At 61.0% G+C, this 16,656-nt stretch carries 17 protein-coding genes and 1 pseudogene; 8 read left to right on the top strand and 10 right to left on the bottom strand.

Going from position 1 to position 16,656, the window contains the following annotated elements:
• Positions 1–79 precede the first annotated feature (79 nt).
• Positions 80–865, bottom strand: coding sequence for an AraC family transcriptional regulator (locus tag ACA060_RS19310; RefSeq protein ID WP_497312549.1), 786 nt, complete (start codon positions 863–865; stop codon positions 80–82).
• Between the two features lie 145 nt (positions 866–1,010).
• Here ACA060_RS19310 and ACA060_RS19315 point away from each other — a divergent pair, with 145 nt between their 5' ends.
• On the top strand, positions 1,011–1,238 hold the full coding sequence (locus ACA060_RS19315; protein ID WP_010458578.1) for a DUF6555 family protein: 228 nt from the start codon (positions 1,011–1,013) through the stop codon (positions 1,236–1,238).
• Positions 1,239–1,306: 68 nt separating this feature from the next.
• Here the strand turns inward: ACA060_RS19315 and ACA060_RS19320 are convergent, their stop codons facing one another.
• The 3 genes from ACA060_RS19320 to ACA060_RS19330 all read right to left on the bottom strand — a co-directional run bounded on the left by ACA060_RS19320 (position 1,307) and on the right by ACA060_RS19330 (position 2,497).
• Positions 1,307–1,474 (bottom strand): metallothionein, encoded by a 168-nt coding sequence (locus tag ACA060_RS19320; protein WP_109633268.1) that lies wholly within the window; start codon positions 1,472–1,474, stop codon positions 1,307–1,309.
• A gap of 82 nt (positions 1,475–1,556) precedes the next feature.
• Positions 1,557–2,012: a DMT family transporter gene (locus ACA060_RS19325; RefSeq protein WP_497312551.1), complete on the bottom strand. Its 456-nt coding sequence runs from the start codon at positions 2,010–2,012 to the stop codon at positions 1,557–1,559.
• Entirely contained in the window at positions 2,012–2,497 is a 486-nt protein-coding gene (locus ACA060_RS19330; RefSeq protein WP_497312553.1) for a DMT family transporter, read from the bottom strand. The genes ACA060_RS19325 and ACA060_RS19330 overlap by 1 nt, the downstream gene beginning before the upstream one ends.
• Before the next feature lie 135 nt (positions 2,498–2,632).
• Here ACA060_RS19330 and ACA060_RS19335 point away from each other — a divergent pair, with 135 nt between their 5' ends.
• Positions 2,633–3,568 (top strand): LysR family transcriptional regulator, encoded by a 936-nt coding sequence (locus tag ACA060_RS19335; RefSeq protein ID WP_497312555.1) that lies wholly within the window; start codon positions 2,633–2,635, stop codon positions 3,566–3,568.
• A gap of 58 nt (positions 3,569–3,626) precedes the next feature.
• On the opposite strand, the gene ctpM is transcribed toward ACA060_RS19335, so the two are convergent.
• Both ctpM and ACA060_RS19345 read right to left on the bottom strand, forming a co-directional pair.
• Entirely contained in the window at positions 3,627–5,309 is a 1,683-nt protein-coding gene (ctpM, locus tag ACA060_RS19340) for a methyl-accepting chemotaxis protein CtpM (protein ID WP_497312557.1), read from the bottom strand.
• A 141-nt stretch (positions 5,310–5,450) separates the two neighbouring features.
• On the bottom strand, positions 5,451–6,767 hold the full coding sequence (locus ACA060_RS19345) for a Na+/H+ antiporter family protein (RefSeq protein WP_497318305.1): 1,317 nt from the start codon (positions 6,765–6,767) through the stop codon (positions 5,451–5,453).
• 1,562 nt (positions 6,768–8,329) lie between these two features.
• Between ACA060_RS19345 and ACA060_RS19350 the strand changes: the two are divergent.
• Positions 8,330–8,476 (top strand): annotated as a pseudogene (locus tag ACA060_RS19350) (HAMP domain-containing protein); the annotation flags it as partial.
• 102 nt (positions 8,477–8,578) lie between these two features.
• On the top strand, positions 8,579–9,334 hold the full coding sequence (locus tag ACA060_RS19355) for a methyl-accepting chemotaxis protein (RefSeq protein WP_371922087.1): 756 nt from the start codon (positions 8,579–8,581) through the stop codon (positions 9,332–9,334).
• Between the two features lie 201 nt (positions 9,335–9,535).
• Here the strand turns inward: ACA060_RS19355 and ACA060_RS19360 are convergent, their stop codons facing one another.
• The 4 genes from ACA060_RS19360 to ACA060_RS19375 are packed head-to-tail and all read right to left on the bottom strand — an operon-like array spanning position 9,536 to position 12,131.
• Complete coding sequence (locus ACA060_RS19360) at positions 9,536–10,849, bottom strand: sensor histidine kinase (RefSeq protein WP_497312559.1); 1,314 nt, start codon at positions 10,847–10,849, stop codon at positions 9,536–9,538.
• Positions 10,846–11,514, bottom strand: coding sequence for a response regulator transcription factor (locus ACA060_RS19365; protein ID WP_109633283.1), 669 nt, complete (start codon positions 11,512–11,514; stop codon positions 10,846–10,848). Before ACA060_RS19365 ends, ACA060_RS19360 begins: the two co-directional genes overlap by 4 nt.
• Positions 11,515–11,517: 3 nt before the next feature.
• On the bottom strand, positions 11,518–11,823 hold the full coding sequence (locus ACA060_RS19370; protein ID WP_109633285.1) for a PepSY domain-containing protein: 306 nt from the start codon (positions 11,821–11,823) through the stop codon (positions 11,518–11,520).
• Complete coding sequence (locus ACA060_RS19375) at positions 11,823–12,131, bottom strand: PepSY domain-containing protein (RefSeq protein WP_109633287.1); 309 nt, start codon at positions 12,129–12,131, stop codon at positions 11,823–11,825. Before ACA060_RS19375 ends, ACA060_RS19370 begins: the two co-directional genes overlap by 1 nt.
• Positions 12,132–12,454: 323 nt before the next feature.
• Between ACA060_RS19375 and ACA060_RS19380 the strand changes: the two genes are divergently transcribed.
• The 4 genes from ACA060_RS19380 (at position 12,455) to codB (ending at position 16,654) form a co-directional block, all read left to right on the top strand.
• Complete coding sequence (locus ACA060_RS19380; protein ID WP_109633289.1) at positions 12,455–13,534, top strand: hypothetical protein; 1,080 nt, start codon at positions 12,455–12,457, stop codon at positions 13,532–13,534.
• Positions 13,535–13,618: 84 nt separating this feature from the next.
• Positions 13,619–13,975: a 6-carboxytetrahydropterin synthase QueD gene (gene queD / locus ACA060_RS19385; RefSeq protein WP_008152165.1), complete on the top strand. Its 357-nt coding sequence runs from the start codon at positions 13,619–13,621 to the stop codon at positions 13,973–13,975.
• A gap of 277 nt (positions 13,976–14,252) precedes the next feature.
• Positions 14,253–15,086, top strand: coding sequence for an alpha/beta fold hydrolase (locus ACA060_RS19390; protein WP_497312562.1), 834 nt, complete (start codon positions 14,253–14,255; stop codon positions 15,084–15,086).
• A 296-nt stretch (positions 15,087–15,382) separates the two neighbouring features.
• The gene (gene codB, locus ACA060_RS19395; RefSeq protein WP_497312564.1) at positions 15,383–16,654 is read left to right on the top strand and encodes a cytosine permease; all 1,272 of its coding nucleotides are present in this window, start codon (positions 15,383–15,385) and stop codon (positions 16,652–16,654) included.
• Positions 16,655–16,656 lie beyond the last annotated feature (2 nt).

The raw sequence follows: 16,656 nt of genomic DNA on the forward strand, positions 1-16,656 counted from the left end.
TCGGCCAAGGCGCCAATACAGGTTGCAATGCAAACTGGGTAGTAACCCACAGGGATTCGCCAGTGGCTACAAGTCTGCGTTATGGCTGGACGTCGCGTTGGCCCGTCGAAAATTGCGAAGGCGCGACACCCAGTTCCCGGCGGAACATGTCGCTGAAGCTGCTCGGCGAATAGCCCAGTTCCCGGGCAATCGTGCTGACCGGTACGCCCTGAATCAACTCCGCCGCAGCAGTCGTCAGTTGCACTTGGCGTCGCCATTCGGCGAAACCCATGCCCAAGCCGTCCTTGAACAGCCGGGCCAGAGTGCGCACGCTGGCACCGGCGTTTTCCGCGTGCTGTTCGAAGGGGATATCCAGCGAGGGTGCGGCCATGACCGCCTGACACAGGTTCATCAGGCGCCGGTCGGAATCATCCGGCAACGGGATTTTCAACAGCGATCGCCTGGCTCGCCTAAGCTCCAACAGCGCCAGGCCGACCAGCGCTTCGTAGTACTCGGGCGTGCCATTGTCGCCCTGCTCCACCAACCCGACGATCAGCTCACGCAGCAACCCGCCGACTTCGATCACCTGAACACGGTCGTCCAGCGTGGCCGCCAACGAGGGCCGCAAGTAGATGTTGCGCATCTGCAGATCCGAGACCACGCGAATGCCATGCGGCACGCCTGGCGGCAGCCACACCGCCCGTTGTGGCGGCACCACCAGCGCCTCATGAGGCGTTTCGACCCACATCACCCCGCTCATCGCGTACAGCAATTGGCCCCAGACATGCTCGTGCGGCTCGATATACAAGCCGCGCGGGTACGTGCGTGCCAGCGGTTGCACGGGCACATCGGTATCACTCAGGTCTGGCGGGGCGGCAAGGGCCATGGGCAATGATCATTGGGGTTTTCAGGTCTTGCATGGTAACGGGGCAGCGACCTTGTCGCTACGGGCGGCAACCGTCTGACAATCCAACTGAATTTTCCGTAGCCCAGACGATCCTTGTATTACCACAGGGAGGAATACGGGCTTTATGAACAACGCAAAACTTTTCGTCATTGAATACACCCTTCATGGCGCGCCAAAGTCTTTCATTATCCGCCTGGACAAAATGGACAACGCGGAGGCTTGGCACTGGGCCAGTTGTGATGCAGGGGTCGGACGAATCCCCCGCTTTGGCCGAGAGAAGGTGCAAAAAACCAGCAAGCCGCTGGCGGAGAAATTCGGCATCGAAAATGTGACGTGGCGACCGGCTGGCTGAGGATCACGAGGGGAGGAAACCAGACATAAAAAAGTGGAGCCCGAGTGGCTCCACTTCCTGTTGATGAGCTATTTGGCGTGCGCGCACTTGCAGCCCTTGCTCGCACACTCCTCGCCATGTTCGTGGTGCTTGGCGCACGCTTCACAGCAATAGTGCTTGCCGTGACGCGCTATCGGGTGTTCGCCCAGTTTGCAGGAACATTTGGGGCAGTCGCATTTACTGTCACTGCTGATCATGAGTCTGACTCCATTGATGTGGTCGTCGCGTGCGGCAAATGCGCACCTCAGTCATCAGTGTAGGAGCTACAAAATGGCTCGGTTACTCGCTTCGCGTGCTGCTGCGATACATGAACAGCAACGCCAGCGCCAGGCACACCATCGCCAGCATCCGGCTGCTCGACAACTCGATTGCCGGGTTACCCAGCCAGCCGAAGTTGTCGATCAACATCCCCATGCCCAACTGCCCGACGATCACGGCCACGGTCGCCACTGCCGTGCCGACCCGCGGCACCGCGCCGACCATGACCATCATGTAGACCACGCCGAACAAGGCGCCGCTGAGCTGCCATTTCGGCACATCCAGCAGGGTCACGGCATGGGCCGGTTCGAAAAACAGGATCAGCAAACCGGTGACCACCGCGCCCACCGCGAAGGTCAGCAGACTGCTGCGCAACACGCCGACGGTTTCCCCCAGGCGTCCGTTGATCGCCGCCTGAATACTCAACGCCGCACCGGCGGCCACGACCACGGCCAACAAAATAATCAGATTCATCATCAACCCCGAGCAATCAGAACAAGTGCCGCGACAATCAGCAGCAACGCCAGCCAACGTTCACCGTTGACCTTTTTGCGGGTGGCACCGAACCAGCCGAAGTGGTCGATCAGCACGCTTTTGCCGACCTGCCCGGAGAGGATCGCGATCATCGTCATCGCGATCCCGATGTGCGGCGTGGCCAGGGTGAGCACCACCACGTAGATCGGCCCGAGGAAACCGCCGATCAACTGCCAGCGTGGCAAGGTGTTGAACGCTGGGCCTTGTTGCTTGCCGCTGAACAACAACAGCAAAAACAAAATCGCCGAGCCGACGCCGAAGATGCTCAACGTCGCCCACAAGTGCCCGACCTGAATCCCGAGCGGCCCGAGCAAACCGGCCTCCACGGAAAGGCCCATGCCGGCGAGGATGACCAGAGGCAGCAGCAACAGCCGCAGCCCTGGCTTGGTCGCTGGCGTTGAAGCGATGTCGATTGAAGAAGATTGCATAAGGGAGACCTACCAGTCAGATGAACACGCTCCCACAGGGAGCTGTTGTGGCGCGCATTATCGGCTGGCGCTGCTTTGCGATAAATGGGAGCATCCTGACAACACTTTTGCGTAACTCGCACAGCAGGACTCATCATGCACGGCCTCAACGAGCTGGGATTCAAGGCACTTCGGCTGTTTGTCGCGGTACTCGACCATGGCAGTTTTTCCGAAGTCGCCCGCCGCGAGGGCCTGGCGCCCTCTTCGATTTCCCGGCAGATCCAGTTGATGGAACAAGCCCTGAACCAGCAATTGCTCTACCGCCACACGCGCGCCGTCACGCCCACCGAAGCGGGACGCATGCTCGGCCATCACGCGCGGCTGGTGCTGGTGCAACTGGAGGAAGCCGAACAGGCCTTGCAGGAACAGCAAAGCGAACCCAGCGGACTGGTGCGAATCAACGCGCCTGTGGTCTTCGGGCAACGGCATCTGACGCCTTGGCTGGGGCAGTTGTGCGCGCGCTATCCGAATCTGCAGCTGGATATCCAGCAAACCGACAGCTACATCGACCCGTTGCAGGAAGGTGCCGACCTGCTGTTCCGCATCGGCCCATTGCACGATTCGAGCATGCAGGCACGGATCCTGGCGCCCCATCGCTTTCAAGTCGCTGCCAGCCCGGCCTACCTCGAACGCCATGGCACTCCGCAAGCCCCCGAAGAGCTGGCGGGGCATCAGTGCCTGGCCTACAAAGGCGTGGCCGGTCAGCAACGCTGGTTTTTCCGCAAAGAGCAACAGGACTGGACGCCCTACTCGGTGAAAGGGCCGATCACCGGCAACCACGCCGACACGCTCACGCAAGCCGCCGAACAGGGTTTGGGGCTGGTGATGTTTCCGTCGTGGCTGATTGGTGAGGCGGTGCGCAATGGCACGCTAGTGCCGGTGCTGGGGGAATATCAGGTGTCCAACAGCCTTGAGCCGCAGCAGATTGCAGTACTGTGGCCGGGCAGCCGACGGTTGTCGGTGAAGGTCAGGACGGTGATTGATTTTTTTGTGGAATGCTTTGGAACGGTGCCTTACTGGGACCGACCCTGACAACACATAACCCTGTGGAAGCGGGCTTGCTCGCTCCCACAGGATCTTTGCTAGCCGGTCAGATTCGGAACTGTCCGACCAGTTTGCCCAGGCGCTGACCGAGGTCGGCGAGGCTGCGTGAGGTCTGGGCGCCGAGTTGGGTTTCGTCGGCGACGTTGTCCACCGCCACGGCGATCTGATGCACGCTGCGGTTGATTTCTTCAGCCACGGCAGTCTGCTCTTCAGCGGCGCTGGCGATTTGCGCGTTCATTGAGTTGATGGTGCCGATCAACTGAGCCATGGTGTCCAGCGATGCACCGGCCTCATTGGCCTGTGCCGAGGTGCCATCGCCCGCCTCGCTGGAACGACGCATCGCTTCCACCGCCGATTGGGTCCCGGCCTGCAAGCGGTCGATCATGCCCTGGATTTCCTGGGTGCTGATCTGCGTGCGACTGGCCAGCGCCCGCACTTCGTCGGCCACCACCGCAAAACCACGACCCGCCTCACCGGCGCGCGCGGCTTCAATGGCGGCGTTCAGTGCCAGCAAATTGGTCTGTTCGGCAATCGAACGAATCACTCCCAGCACGCTGACAATCGACGACACGTCTTTCTGCAGGCTATCAAGGGACACGCCGCTGCTGCGAATGTCGTCCACCAACGCATGAATCTTCACGATGCTGCCGGCTACCACACGCTTGGCGGTCTGGCCTTCTTCGTCGGTTTGCTGAGCAGCCACCGCCGCGTTTTGCGCGCTTTTCGCCACTTCCTGTGCCGCCGCCGACATTTCGTTGATCGCCGTGGCCACCTGATCAGTCTCGTGACGCTGACGCTCCATGGCCTGATCCGAACGCTGGGCCTGATCGGAAACCTGATTCACCAGGCCGGTCAGTTGCGAAGTCATTTCGGTGATCTGGCGCACCAGGCTGTGGATCTTGTCGACGAAGCGGTTGAACGAGCCGGCCAGTTCGCCGAGTTCGTCCTGGCTGGTGATGGTCAGGCGACGAGTCAGGTCGCCCTCGCCCGCCGCGATGTCATCGAGGTTGGCTTTCATCAGGTTCAGCGGACGCAGGATGGTATTGGCCAGCAGCAGTCCGACCGCCGCGATCACCAGCAACATCACCACCGCGAGGCCGGCGATGGTCAGCACCACGCCTTCCATCCGCTCTTGCACCTTGGCTTCGACCAGCGCGACTTGCGCCTCGATACCGTCAAGGTTCACCGACGTACCGACCGCCATGTCCCATTTCGACAGGTACTCGGTGTAGCCCAGTTTCGGCACGAGCACTTGGGTGTTGCCGGGCAACGGCGAGCTGTATTGCAGGTAATGCGTGCCGTCTTTGGCGACTTTCACCAGATCGCGGTTGACGTAGACGCCGTTCGGGTCGCGGTTGTCCTTGAAGCTCTGGCCCACGCCATCGGGGCTGTTGGCCTTGAACAGGCGCACGGTGTTGGAGTCGTAACCGAAGAAATAGCCGTCCTTGCCGTAGGTGATGCTCGACAGCAGCTTGATCACCTGCGCCCGCGCCGCGTCATCGCCGGGGGCGGCCGCGTCGTAAAGCGGTTTGATCGTGGTCATGGCCACAGCGACGTAGCTTTGCAGGGTTGCCTTGGCATCGCTGAGCAGGCGCTGACGGGTTTCCTCGACTTCCTTGCGCGCCTGCTCCTGCAGAATGAACAACGTGGTCAGGCTGATGACCAGCGCAAAGAGCAACACCGGGAGGACGGCAAGGGACAGGACTTTAGCCTTCAGGCTCATGCGCATGACGGTTCACTCTTTTGATTTTGTTGGCGTGGTTAAAGGCTTTAACGGCACGCCAACGAAAAACTGTAGGAGCCAGGCTTGCCGGCGAAGGCGATTTTGAAGACGCCTTCGCCGGCAAGCCTGGCTCCTACGAAAGTGAAATCAGAGGACCATCGCGGCAACCCAGCCGAACGCCAGCAGTGGCAGGTTGTAGTGCAGGAAGGTCGGGACCACGGTGTCCCAGATGTGGTGATGCTGGCCATCGATATTCAGACCAGAGGTCGGGCCCAGGGTCGAGTCCGAGGCCGGCGAACCGGCATCACCCAGGGCGCCGGCCGTGCCGACGATGCACACGATCGCGATCGGGCTGAACCCCAGCTGCACGCACAACGGCACGAAAATCGCCGCCAGGATCGGCACGGTGGAAAACGACGAGCCGATGCCCATGGTCACCAGCAGGCCGACCAGCAACATCAACAACGCGCCGATGCCTTTGCTGTGCCCGATCCACGACGCCGACGTCTCAACCAGCGTTTGCACCTCACCAGTGGCTTTCATCACTTCGGCGAAACCCGAGGCGGCGATCATGATGAAGCCGATCATCGCCATCATCTTCATGCCTTCGGTGAACAGGTCGTCGGTGTCGCGCCATTTCACGATGCCCGACACCGAAAAGATCAGGAATCCGGACAGCGCCCCGATGATCATCGAATCCAGCAGCAATTGAATGATGAACGCCGCCGCGATGGCCACAGCGGCCACCATGAGGCTCAGCGGGTTGTATTCCACCGCGACTTGCTCGACTTTCTCGATCTTTTCCAGGTCGTAAACGCGTTTCTTGCGGTAGCTGATAAACGCGACCGCAAGGCCCACGACCATGCCCAGCGCCGGAATGCCCATGGCATGTGTGACGTTGATGCCGCTGATGTCGACGCCGCTGCGGGCAACATTGGCCAGCAGGATTTCATTCAGGAAGATGTTGCCGAAGCCCACCGGCAGGAACATGTACGGCGTGATCAGGCCGAACGTCATGACGCAGGCGATCAAACGGCGATCCAGTTGCAGCTTGGTCAGCACATATAAAAGCGGCGGCACCAGCAGCGGAATAAAGGCGATATGTATCGGCAGAATGTTCTGCGAAGCGATGGCCACTACCCAGAGCAAGCCGATCAGCAGCCACTTGACCTGACGGCCACCGTTGGCGTGTTGACGATCAACCATCAGCAGGGCTTTGTCCGCCAGGGCATGGGCCAGGCCGGACTTGGCAATCGCTACGGCGAACGCGCCGAGCAAGGCATAGGACAACGCGACCGTCGCGCCGCCGCCGAGGCCGCTGTTAAAGGCTTTAAGGGTGGCGTCGATGCCCAGGCCACCGGTCAATCCGCCGACCAGGGCGCCGACAATCAGCGCGATCACTACGTGCACGCGGGACAGGCTGAGGATCAGCATGACGCCGACCGCGGCAATTACAGCATTAATCATCGTTACCTCAGGGCAAGCGAAATGAGCTCAGCCGGCCGTCTGCGAAGAGCCGCCAGCGGATTGAAGAATGGGTTTTATTAGAGGGCGCGCACTGTGCCGCAGAGTCGGCCCGGTGTCAAAGCGTGTGGGCCTGGCGGATGTGCCACGGGTGGTGATGAACCTTGTGGTGAGGGGATTTATCCCCGTTCGGCTGCGAAGCAGTCGTCAAACCTGACCATTCGGTGTGGTTGAAAGAATGCAGGGGGCCGCTTCGCGCCCCAACGGGGATAAATCCCCTCGCCACAGGCTAGCGCCCTCACCACAAAAGGCCGCCGACCAACGGTCGTTTCATCATTCAGGAACTGCCATAAAGAAAGCACGATCGCGGCCGTTACAGTGCAAAGTCTCAGATAAATATCGAATAAGGACGTCTCTCCATGTCGCTCAGACAACTTTCCATCCAATGGAAAATCACCCTGCTGGCCGGGCTGTGCCTGGCCGGCATCGTGACCCTGCTGGTGGGTCTTTCCCTGTATCGCATGGAGCACAGCTCCGAAATGGTGAAAGCCTCGAGCATGGAGATGCTCACCGAAGCCGCTCGGGCCCGGATCGAATCCCAGGGTGAAAACCAGGCGCTGGTGATTCGCCAGCAGTTCATGGACGCCTATCAGTACGGCCACGGTTTTTCGCGTCAGGTGCTGTTCCTGCGCGATCAGGCGGAGAAGCGCTTTCTGGACGCCTTCGACCTGCGTGAAGACCTGACCCGCCAGGTCAAGTCAGCGTTGCAAGCCAACCCGGAATTGCTTGGCCTGTCGCTGGTGTTTGAAGCCAACGCGCTGGACGGCAAGGACGATCTGTTCGCCGGCCAGGCCGAGCTGGGCAGCAACGACAAGGGCCGTTTCGCCCTGTACTGGTCGCAACCGACGCCAGGCAACGTGACGTCGATGGCGCTGCCGGAAAGCGACATGGCCGACACCAAAGCTGGCCCCAGCGGCGAAGCGGCCAACGCGTGGTTCACTTGCCCGCGCACCACGCTCAAGCCGTGCGTGATCGAACCGTATTTCTATGTGATCGACGGCCAGAACGTGCTGATGACCAGCATCGTGTTCCCGCTGATGGTCAACGGCAAAGTCATCGCCTCGCTGTCTGTGGACATTAACCTCAACAGCCTGCAGGCCATGAGTCAGGGCGCGAGCAAAAAACTCTATGACGGCCAGACCAATGTCAGCATCATCAGCCCGGTCGGCTTGCTCGCCGGTTACAGCCCGGACGCCAGCAAACTCAGCCAGCGCCTGGATGCGGTGGATAAGACCAACGGTGCCGAGCTGATTCGCATGCTCGCCACCAGCAGCAAAACCGAAAGCCTGCACAGCAACCAGCAACTGAAAGTGCTGTCCCCTTTCCAGCCGATCCCCGGTGGAAAACCCTGGGGCGTGTTGCTCGACGTGCCGGAAAAAGTCCTGGTCGGCCCTGCCGAAGCCCTGAAAAACCAACTCGATGACAGCAACCGCAGCGGCACTCTGGTTGAACTCGGCCTCGGTGTACTGGCCGCTCTGATTGGTTTGTTGCTGGTGTGGCTGATGGCGCGCAGCGTGACCAAACCGATCCTCGGCGTGGCGCACATGCTCGAAGACATTGCCAGCGGCGAAGGCGACCTGACCCGGCGCCTGGCTTACGACAAGCAGGATGAACTGGGCCAGTTGGCCAGCTGGTTCAACCGTTTCCTCGACAAGCTGCAACCGATCATCGCCGAAGTGAAACGCTCGGTGCAGGACGCCCGCAGCACCGCGGACCAATCCTCCGCCATCGCCACGCAGACCAGCGCCGGCATGGAGCAGCAATACCGTCAGGTCGATCAAGTCGCCACCGCGTCCCACGAAATGAGCGCCACCGCCCAGGACGTCGCCCGCAGTGCCGCGCAAGCCGCCCAGGCGGCAAAGGATGCCGATCAAGCGACTCGCCGAGGCCTGACCGTCATCGACCAGACCACCACCAGCATCGACAACCTCGCCGCCGACATGAGCGCGGCCATGGTGCAAGTCGAAGGCCTGGCGGCCAACAGCGAGAAAATCGGTTCGGTGCTGGAAGTGATTCGCGCCATCGCCGAGCAGACCAACCTGCTGGCGCTCAACGCCGCGATCGAAGCGGCCCGTGCCGGTGAGGCCGGCCGTGGGTTTGCGGTGGTGGCCGATGAGGTACGCAATCTGGCGCGACGCACGCAGGAGTCGGTTGAAGAAACCCGTCTGGTGATCGAGCAGTTGCAAAGTGGCACGCAGGATGTGGTCGGCTCGATGAACAACAGCCATCGCCAGGCGCAAGGCAGTGTCGAGCAAGTGGGCCAGGCGGTGACGGCGCTGCGTCAGATTGGCGAGGCGGTGACGGTGATCAGCGACATGAACCTGCAGATCGCGTCTGCGGCCGAAGAGCAGAGCGCGGTGGCCGAGGAGATCAACAGCAACGTGGCGACGATTCGCGATGTGACGGAGTCGCTGTCAGGGCAGGCGAACGAGTCGGCGCGGGTGAGTCAGTCGCTCAATAGCCTGGCGAATCAACAGCAGAGTTTGATGGATCAGTTCCGGGTCTGAACTTAGTGGGGCGTCATATGAAAACACCCCTCACCCCAGCCCTCTCCCCAAAGGGGAGAGGGGGAAAGGGAGCCGATCTCCATTGGCTTCCAAACCTGAGCTCGTCTTTATTTCCTCGGTCGCAGAATATCTAAAAAACAACTCGGTGAGTCCCCTCTACCCCCTGGGGAGAGGGTTAGGGTGAGGGGTGGATTTCAAGTTCTAGCGCTTAGGCAACTCAATCACCACACGCAACCCACCCCACTCGCTCTCCTCCAACCTCATCACCCCGCCCCACGTGTCGACGATATCGCGCACAATCCCCAGCCCCAACCCATGCCCATCCGTCTGTTCATCCAGCCGTGTTCCCCGGTTCAGCACCTGATCGCGTTGTGCCTCAGGAATCCCCGGCCCGTCATCTTCCACACTTAGCTCAAACCCCTCAGCCGTCTCGACCACGCTCAACCGCACCTCGGCATCCGCCCATTTGCAGGCGTTATCCAAGAGATTTCCCAGCAATTCGAGCAGATCCTCGCGATCCCATGGCAATTGCAAACCGGTCGGTGCGCGGTAGCTCAGGTTCAAGTGTTCGCCGTGAATCATGTTCAACGTCGCCAACAACCCCGGCAGTTCCCCATCGCAATCAAACAACGCCCCCGGCAGCGCATCGCCGGACAACCGGGCGCGGTTGAGTTCGCGATTGAGTCGCTGCTGGACCTGTTCCAGTTGCGTCTTGAGGAGCTTGCGCAGTTCGGGATGAGCGTTGAGTTTTTCGCTGGAAGCCACGCTCAACAAAACCGCCAACGGCGTTTTCAGCGCATGCCCAAGGTTGCCCAGGGCATTGCGCGAACGCTTGAGGCTGTCTTCAGTGTGCGCGAGCAAATGGTTGATCTGCGCCACCAGCGGCTCCAGTTCCACCGGCACCTGATCATCGAGTTGCGAGCGCTGGCCCTGCTGCAACTGGGCGATCTGTTCACGGGCCTTTTCCAGTGGACGCAAGGCGCGGCGCACGGTGATGCGTTGCAGCAGCAGAATCAGCAGCAGCCCCGCCAACCCGAGGCCCAGACCGATCTGCTGCATGCGCCGGAAGCTCTCGCGCACCGGCGTGTAGTCCTGCGCCACGCTGATCGAAATCGATTGCCCGAGCCGTCGATAATCCGAACGCAGCACCAGCAATTGCTGGCCCTCCGGACCCAGTTGCAGGTTGCTGTGCAGGCCGGGATGGTCGAGTGGCGGCAGTTCCTGATCCCACAACGAGCGGGAACGCCAATGCTTGTCGGCAAAATCGATACGGAAGTAGTGCCCGGAAAACGGTCGTTGATAGGCTGGCGACAGGTGCCGCTCATCCAGTTGCAACCCCGCCGGCCCGCGCACCAGCGCCACCAGCAGGTTTTCACTGTCGTTGCGCAAACCGTCTTCGAGGTAGCGCTGCAGCCCCTTTTCGAACAACCACAAGCTGGTTTGCGCCAGCACCAGGCCGACGACCACCATCACGCTGATCAGCCCCAGACTCAAGCGGCGCTGAATCGATCTCACTGGGCTTGTCCGCCGAACAGGTAACCCTGGCCGCGACGGGTTTCGATCACGCTGCGCCCGAGCTTGCGCCTCAGGTGGTTGACGTGAACTTCGAGCACGTTGGAATCGCGCTCGGTTTCACCGTCGTAGAGGTGTTCGGCGAGGTGGCTTTTGGAAAGGATCTGCTCGGGGTGCAGCATGAAATAGCGCAGCAGGCGGAATTCCGCAGCGGTCAGCTGGATGTCGGCGCCGTCGCGGGTCACGCACTGACGGCCTTCATCCAGGTGCAATCCGGCGGCTTTGAGCGTCGGCTGGTTGGCCTGGCCGTGGGAGCGACGCAATAACGCCTGGACCCGCAGGTGCAGCTCCTCGGGGTGGAACGGCTTGGTCAGGTAATCGTCGGCGCCGGCCTTGAGGCCTTCGATCCGCTCGGCCCAGGAACCGCGCGCCGTGAGGATCAGCACCGGCGTTGCCAGACCTCCGGCCCGCCATTGCGCCAGCACCTCGAGCCCCGGCAACCCCGGCAGGCCGAGGTCGAGGATGATCAGGTCATAGGGCTCGCTGCTGCCCTGATACACCGCGTCGCGGCCATCGGCCAGCCAGTCCACGGCGTAACCCTGCCGGTTGAGGCCGGCCATCAATTCGTCGGCCAGCGGCACGTGGTCTTCCACCAGAAGCAAACGCATCGATCAATCTTCCTTGTCTTTCAATAACTGGCCAGTGGTGGCGTCGAGGTCCAGCTCACGGACCACCCCTTCGGCGGTCAGCAGCTCGACTTCATAAATGTAGACGTCGTGTTTTTCTTCAAGCTCGGCTTCCAGCAGTTTCGAGCCGGGGTAGCGGTCGAGCGCCTGCTTCAACAGTTGCTCCAGCGGCAGGATCACGCCTTGCTGGCGCAAGCGCAGGGCTTCGTCCTGGTCGAGGTCGCGGGCCATGACGACTGAGCAGAACGCCAGCAGTACCAGCGCCATGCGTGAAAATGAACACACCTTCATTACGTATCCTGATGATCCTTGAGAATCTGCCCGCTGACAGCGTCTAATTCCAGATCCCACTCAATGCCTTGTGGGTCGCGCAGCTCAACCTGGTAAATGTACTTGCCGTACTCTTCTTCCAGCTCGGTTTCGGTGATCTTGGCACCGGGATGTTTGGCCAGAGCGGTGGCGTTGAGCTTCTCGAAAGACACAATGGTACCAGCGTCGCGCAGCCGCAGGGCTTCATCGGGGCCCAAGTCACGAGCATGGACGAGGCTGGCGGTCAGGGTGAGGATGGACGCGGTGAACAGGGCAGTCAGGGTTTTCATGGGTGTCTCCGTATTTTTTATGTATTGCCTACGGGGTGCACCATAACGAGGCGAACTTAACTGAAACTGAATTGCCATCATTGGAAGTGGCACCTCGATATCGCAGAGCTGCACAAAATCTGTGGGAGTGAGCTTTGGTGGCGAGGGGATTTATCCCGTTCGGCTGCGAAGCAGTCGTAAATTATGTGCTGTCGCCTAAATTTTTGGGGTCGCTTCGCGACCCAACAGGGATAAATCCCCTCGCCACAGGTCACTCCCACAGTGGATTTGTGGTGATGCCTGAGCTGTTTATAATCCCCCGCTTGCCAGACATCGAGACCGGTATGACCGCCATCCACATCAAGTTCCCTTCCCTGACTCTCAAGGCCGGCCCGCGTGCCTTGGCGCGTATCCGTGAAAACGGTTTGAGCGCCGCCGATGTCGGTACGCTGCCGGGTGCCGCCGGTGGGCCGAAAGCCTTGGGGATTCAAGGTCTGGACCTGGCGTTGTTCGGCGAATGGCTGCCGACAGCTCCGCGGGAGCGTTCGTTGATTGGTGCGTCGGTCGGTTCCTGGCGTTTTGCCAGCGCCTGTCTGCCGGACGCCGCCGAAGGCATCCGGCGCCTCGGTCACCTCTACACCGAGCAGAACTTCGACAAGGGCGTGACCATGGCGCAGATCAGCCAGAGCTCCCGGCGCATGCTCGATGAACTGCTCGACGGTCGCGATGCGTCGATTCTGGACAACGCCCATTACCGCCTGAACATCATGGTGGTTAAAAGCCACGGCTTGCTCGCAGATGATCATCGCGGGCGCCTCGGGCTGGGCCTGTCATCGGTGATCGCTGACAACCTGCGCGGTCGTGCGCGCCTGTCGCGGCACTTCGAACGGCTGATCATCCACGACCCGCGCCTGGCGCCGCCGGTCAATGCACTGAATGATTTCCCGTCGCGCTTCGTTGCGCTGAATGCCGGCAACCTGCGCCAGGCCCTGCTCGCCTCGGGCTCGATCCCGATGGTGATGGAAGGCGTGCGGGATTTGCCGGGCGCAGGTGCGGGGACGTTCCGCGATGGCGGTCTGCTGGACTATCACCTCGACCTGCCCTACAGCGGCAACGACATTGTGCTGTATCCGCACTTCACCGACCGGGTCATTCCCGGCTGGTTCGACAAGACCCTGCCGTGGCGCCGGGCCTGCCCTGAACGGTTGCAGGATGTTCTGCTGCTGGCGCCGTCGAAGGACTACCTGGCGCGCCTGCCCTACGGCAAGCTGCCGGACCGCAACGACTTCAAACGCTTCATGGGCGATGCCCCGAGCCGGCAGAAATACTGGCGTACGACGATGGATGAAAGCCGTCGCCTGGGTGACGAGTTCCTCGAACTGGCCGCCAATGGTCGCCTCGGCGAGCGCTTGCTGACCCTTTAGTCAGTGTTTTGCCCGACGCTCTGGTAAACTCGCCGCCTGCCCACATCGCCGCGGCGATCGCCACCTGACAGAGCTGAAATCACTGTGGAAATCTTCAAAGAGTTTACGTTCGAATCCGCCCACCGCCTGCCTCACGTACCGGAAGGCCACAAGTGCGGCCGCCTGCACGGTCACTCGTTCAAAGTGGCGATTCACTTGAGCGGCGACCTCGATCCGCACACCGGCTGGATCCGCGATTTCTCGGAAATCAAGGCGATCTTCAAGCCGCTGTACGAACGCCTGGACCACAACTACCTGAACGACATCCCCGGCCTGGAAAACCCGACCAGCGAAGTGCTGGCCAAGTTCATCTGGAAAGAGCTGAAGCCGCTGCTGCCGGAACTCAGCGCAATCCGCATTCACGAGACGTGCACCAGTGGCTGCATCTATCACGGCGAGTAAGCCGTTCTAAAAGACAACACAAACCCCTGTGTGGGAGCCTTTGTGGTGAGGGGATTTATCCCCGTTGGGCTGCGAAGCGGCCCCCTGCATTCCGACAGTCACACCGAATTGTCAGGTTTTACGACTGCTTCGCAGCCGAACGGGGATAAATCCCCTCGCCACAAAAGCCCGCTCCCACAGGGGGAATGCGTTTCGTCAGTGATACAAAAAACAGCCTTCATTGGCTGTTTTTTTATGCCTATGCTTTTTGGCTCGAACACGCCAAGAGGACATCCCCATGAGGACTGACTGGCCGCTGGCTCAGACCTATCGCTTCAACGGGCATTCCGTTCGTTACGCCGTCCGTGGCGACGGCCCGCCGCTGGTGTTTGTGCACGGCACGCCCTTTTCGTCTTACGTGTGGCACCGCATTGCTCCGCACTTCATCACCACCCACCGGGTGCATTACTTCGACCTGCTGGGTTATGGGCAATCCGAGAAAATCGCCGGCGATGTGTCGCTGGGCGTGCAGAACGACCTGTTGGCGAACTTGCTCGACCATTGGGGCCTGGAGCGACCGGACGTGGTGGCCCACGACTTCGGCGGCGCCACCGCGCTGCGCGCGCACCTGCTGAACGGCAAGGATTATCGCAGCCTGACCCTGATCGATCCGGTGGCGCTGACACCGTGGGGTTCGCCGTTCGTACAGCACGTGCGCCAGCATGAAGCGGCGTTCAGCGGGCTGCCCGATTACATTCAGCGGGCGATTGTGCCGGCGTATATTCGCGGGGCGATCAAGCGCGACATCCCCGATGAAGAACTCGACCCCTATGTGCAACCGTGGCTGGGCGATCCCGGGCAAGCAGCGTTCTATCGGCAAATTGCGCAGATGGACGAGCGCTATACCCGTGAGGCCGAAGGGCTGTACCCGATGGTGCGTTGCCCGGTGCAGATTCTGTGGGGCGAGGATGATCAGTGGATTCCCATCGAGCGTGGACGGGCGCTGCATCAGATGATGGCCGGGTCGCAGTTTTATCCCGTCCCGAATGCCGGGCATCTGGTTCAGGAGGATGCGCCGGAAGCCATCGTCGCGGCGTTGCTGAAGTTTTTGCCCCTGATCCAATCTCCCTGAACAAACCGGATCCCTTGTGGGGCGACCTGTGGCGAGGGGATTTATCCCCGTTGGACTGCGCAGCAGTCCCAGAGCTTTTGGGGCCGCTGCGCGACCCAACGGGGCGGTGCGACGTTTCGATAAACCCCCTCGCCACAGATCGCTCCCACATGGGCAGGGTGTTCTTTCAGGTGCACCGCTTTTGTGCCCTCTCCCGCGTCAATCCCGCCGGCTCGGCTATACATAACTAAGCCATCCCCGTTTGGCACGACCACTGCAACCCCTCCCGCGTCTTCCCATTCAGCAAGGAACGCCACATGACGCAAAAAGATCCGGGCAACGATTACCCCCTCAGCGAAGTGCCGATGCATGCCCGCAAGGGCCTCGCCTCCACCGCCATGGTGCTGCTGGGCTTTACCTTCTTCACCGCCACCATGTTCGCCGGCGGCAAGCTTGGCGTGGCGTTCAGTTTTGGCGAGATGATGGCGGTGATCATCGTCGGCAATCTGCTGTTGGGAATCTACGCCGCAGGCCTGGGTTACATCGCCTTCAAGAGCGGTTTGAACTCGGTGCTGATGGGGCGTTTTTGTTTCGGTGAAGTGGGTAGCAAGCTCAGCGACTTGATCCTCGGCTTCACCCAGATCGGCTGGTACGCCTGGGGCACGGCCACGGCTGCGGTGGTGCTGGGCAAGTATTTCGAACTGAACGAAGGCACCGTGCTGGGCCTGATGGTGTTGTTCGGCCTGGCGTTTTGCGCCACCGCGTATGTCGGTTATCGCGGGCTGGAAATCCTCTCCTACATCGCGGTGCCGGCGATGATGTTGCTGCTGATGCTGTCGATGTGGGTCGCCACGGTAAAGGTCGGCGGGCTCGATGGGCTGCTCGCGGTGGTCCCGACCGGCACGCTGGACTGGTCGACCGCGATCACCTTGGTGTTCGGCACCTTCGTCAGCGGCGCCACCCAGGCGACCAACTGGACGCGCTTCTCCCGTTCCGCCCGGGTCGCAGTACTGGCGAGCCTGATCGGCTTCTTTATCGGCAACGGCCTGATGGTATTGATCGGGGCCTACGGGGCCATCGTCTACCAGCAACCGGACGTGGTCGAAGTGCTGCTGTTGCAAGGGTTCGCCATGGCCGCGATGGCCATGTTGCTGCTCAACATCTGGAGCACCCAGGACAACACCATCTACAACTTCGCCGTCGCCGGCTGCAACCTATTGCGCACCGGTCGTCGCAAAACCGTGACCCTGGCCGGCGCAGTGATCGGCACCTTGCTCGCGCTGCTGGGCATGTACGACATGCTGGTGCCGTACCTGATTCTGCTGGGCACGGTGATTCCGCCGATAGGCGGCGTGATCATGGCGGATTTCTTCTACCGCTATCGTGGTCAATATCCTCGTCTGGCCGATGCTCGATTGCCGGCGTTCAACTGGCCCGGTTTGACCGCCTATGCCGTGGGCACTGTCGCCGCGTTCAGCTCACCCTGGATCGCGCCACTGGTAGGGATTGCCGCTGCCGCGCTAACGTATGTGTTACTGACCAGCGTACTGGGTGCCCGTGCTGCTGAAGCGCCATTACAAGATTTATAAAA

Source organism: Pseudomonas sp. LBUM1671, assembly GCF_059695685.1.

Coding starts and splice junctions, on each gene's coding strand:
- ACA060_RS19380 (WP_109633289.1), top strand. CDS start 12,455: ATGACCGCCATCCACATCAAGTTCCCTTCCCTGACTCTCAAGGCCGGC.
- ACA060_RS19320 (WP_109633268.1), bottom strand. CDS start 1,474: ATGATCAGCAGTGACAGTAAATGCGACTGCCCCAAATGTTCCTGCAAA.
- ACA060_RS19310 (WP_497312549.1), bottom strand. CDS start 865: ATGGCCCTTGCCGCCCCGCCAGACCTGAGTGATACCGATGTGCCCGTG.
- ACA060_RS19390 (WP_497312562.1), top strand. CDS start 14,253: ATGAGGACTGACTGGCCGCTGGCTCAGACCTATCGCTTCAACGGGCAT.
- ACA060_RS19370 (WP_109633285.1), bottom strand. CDS start 11,823: ATGAAGGTGTGTTCATTTTCACGCATGGCGCTGGTACTGCTGGCGTTC.
- ACA060_RS19355 (WP_371922087.1), top strand. CDS start 8,579: ATGGAGCAGCAATACCGTCAGGTCGATCAAGTCGCCACCGCGTCCCAC.
- ctpM (WP_497312557.1), bottom strand. CDS start 5,309: ATGCGCATGAGCCTGAAGGCTAAAGTCCTGTCCCTTGCCGTCCTCCCG.
- ACA060_RS19330 (WP_497312553.1), bottom strand. CDS start 2,497: ATGCAATCTTCTTCAATCGACATCGCTTCAACGCCAGCGACCAAGCCA.
- ACA060_RS19365 (WP_109633283.1), bottom strand. CDS start 11,514: ATGCGTTTGCTTCTGGTGGAAGACCACGTGCCGCTGGCCGACGAATTG.
- ACA060_RS19325 (WP_497312551.1), bottom strand. CDS start 2,012: ATGATGAATCTGATTATTTTGTTGGCCGTGGTCGTGGCCGCCGGTGCG.
- codB (WP_497312564.1), top strand. CDS start 15,383: ATGACGCAAAAAGATCCGGGCAACGATTACCCCCTCAGCGAAGTGCCG.
- ACA060_RS19375 (WP_109633287.1), bottom strand. CDS start 12,131: ATGAAAACCCTGACTGCCCTGTTCACCGCGTCCATCCTCACCCTGACC.
- ACA060_RS19335 (WP_497312555.1), top strand. CDS start 2,633: ATGCACGGCCTCAACGAGCTGGGATTCAAGGCACTTCGGCTGTTTGTC.
- ACA060_RS19315 (WP_010458578.1), top strand. CDS start 1,011: ATGAACAACGCAAAACTTTTCGTCATTGAATACACCCTTCATGGCGCG.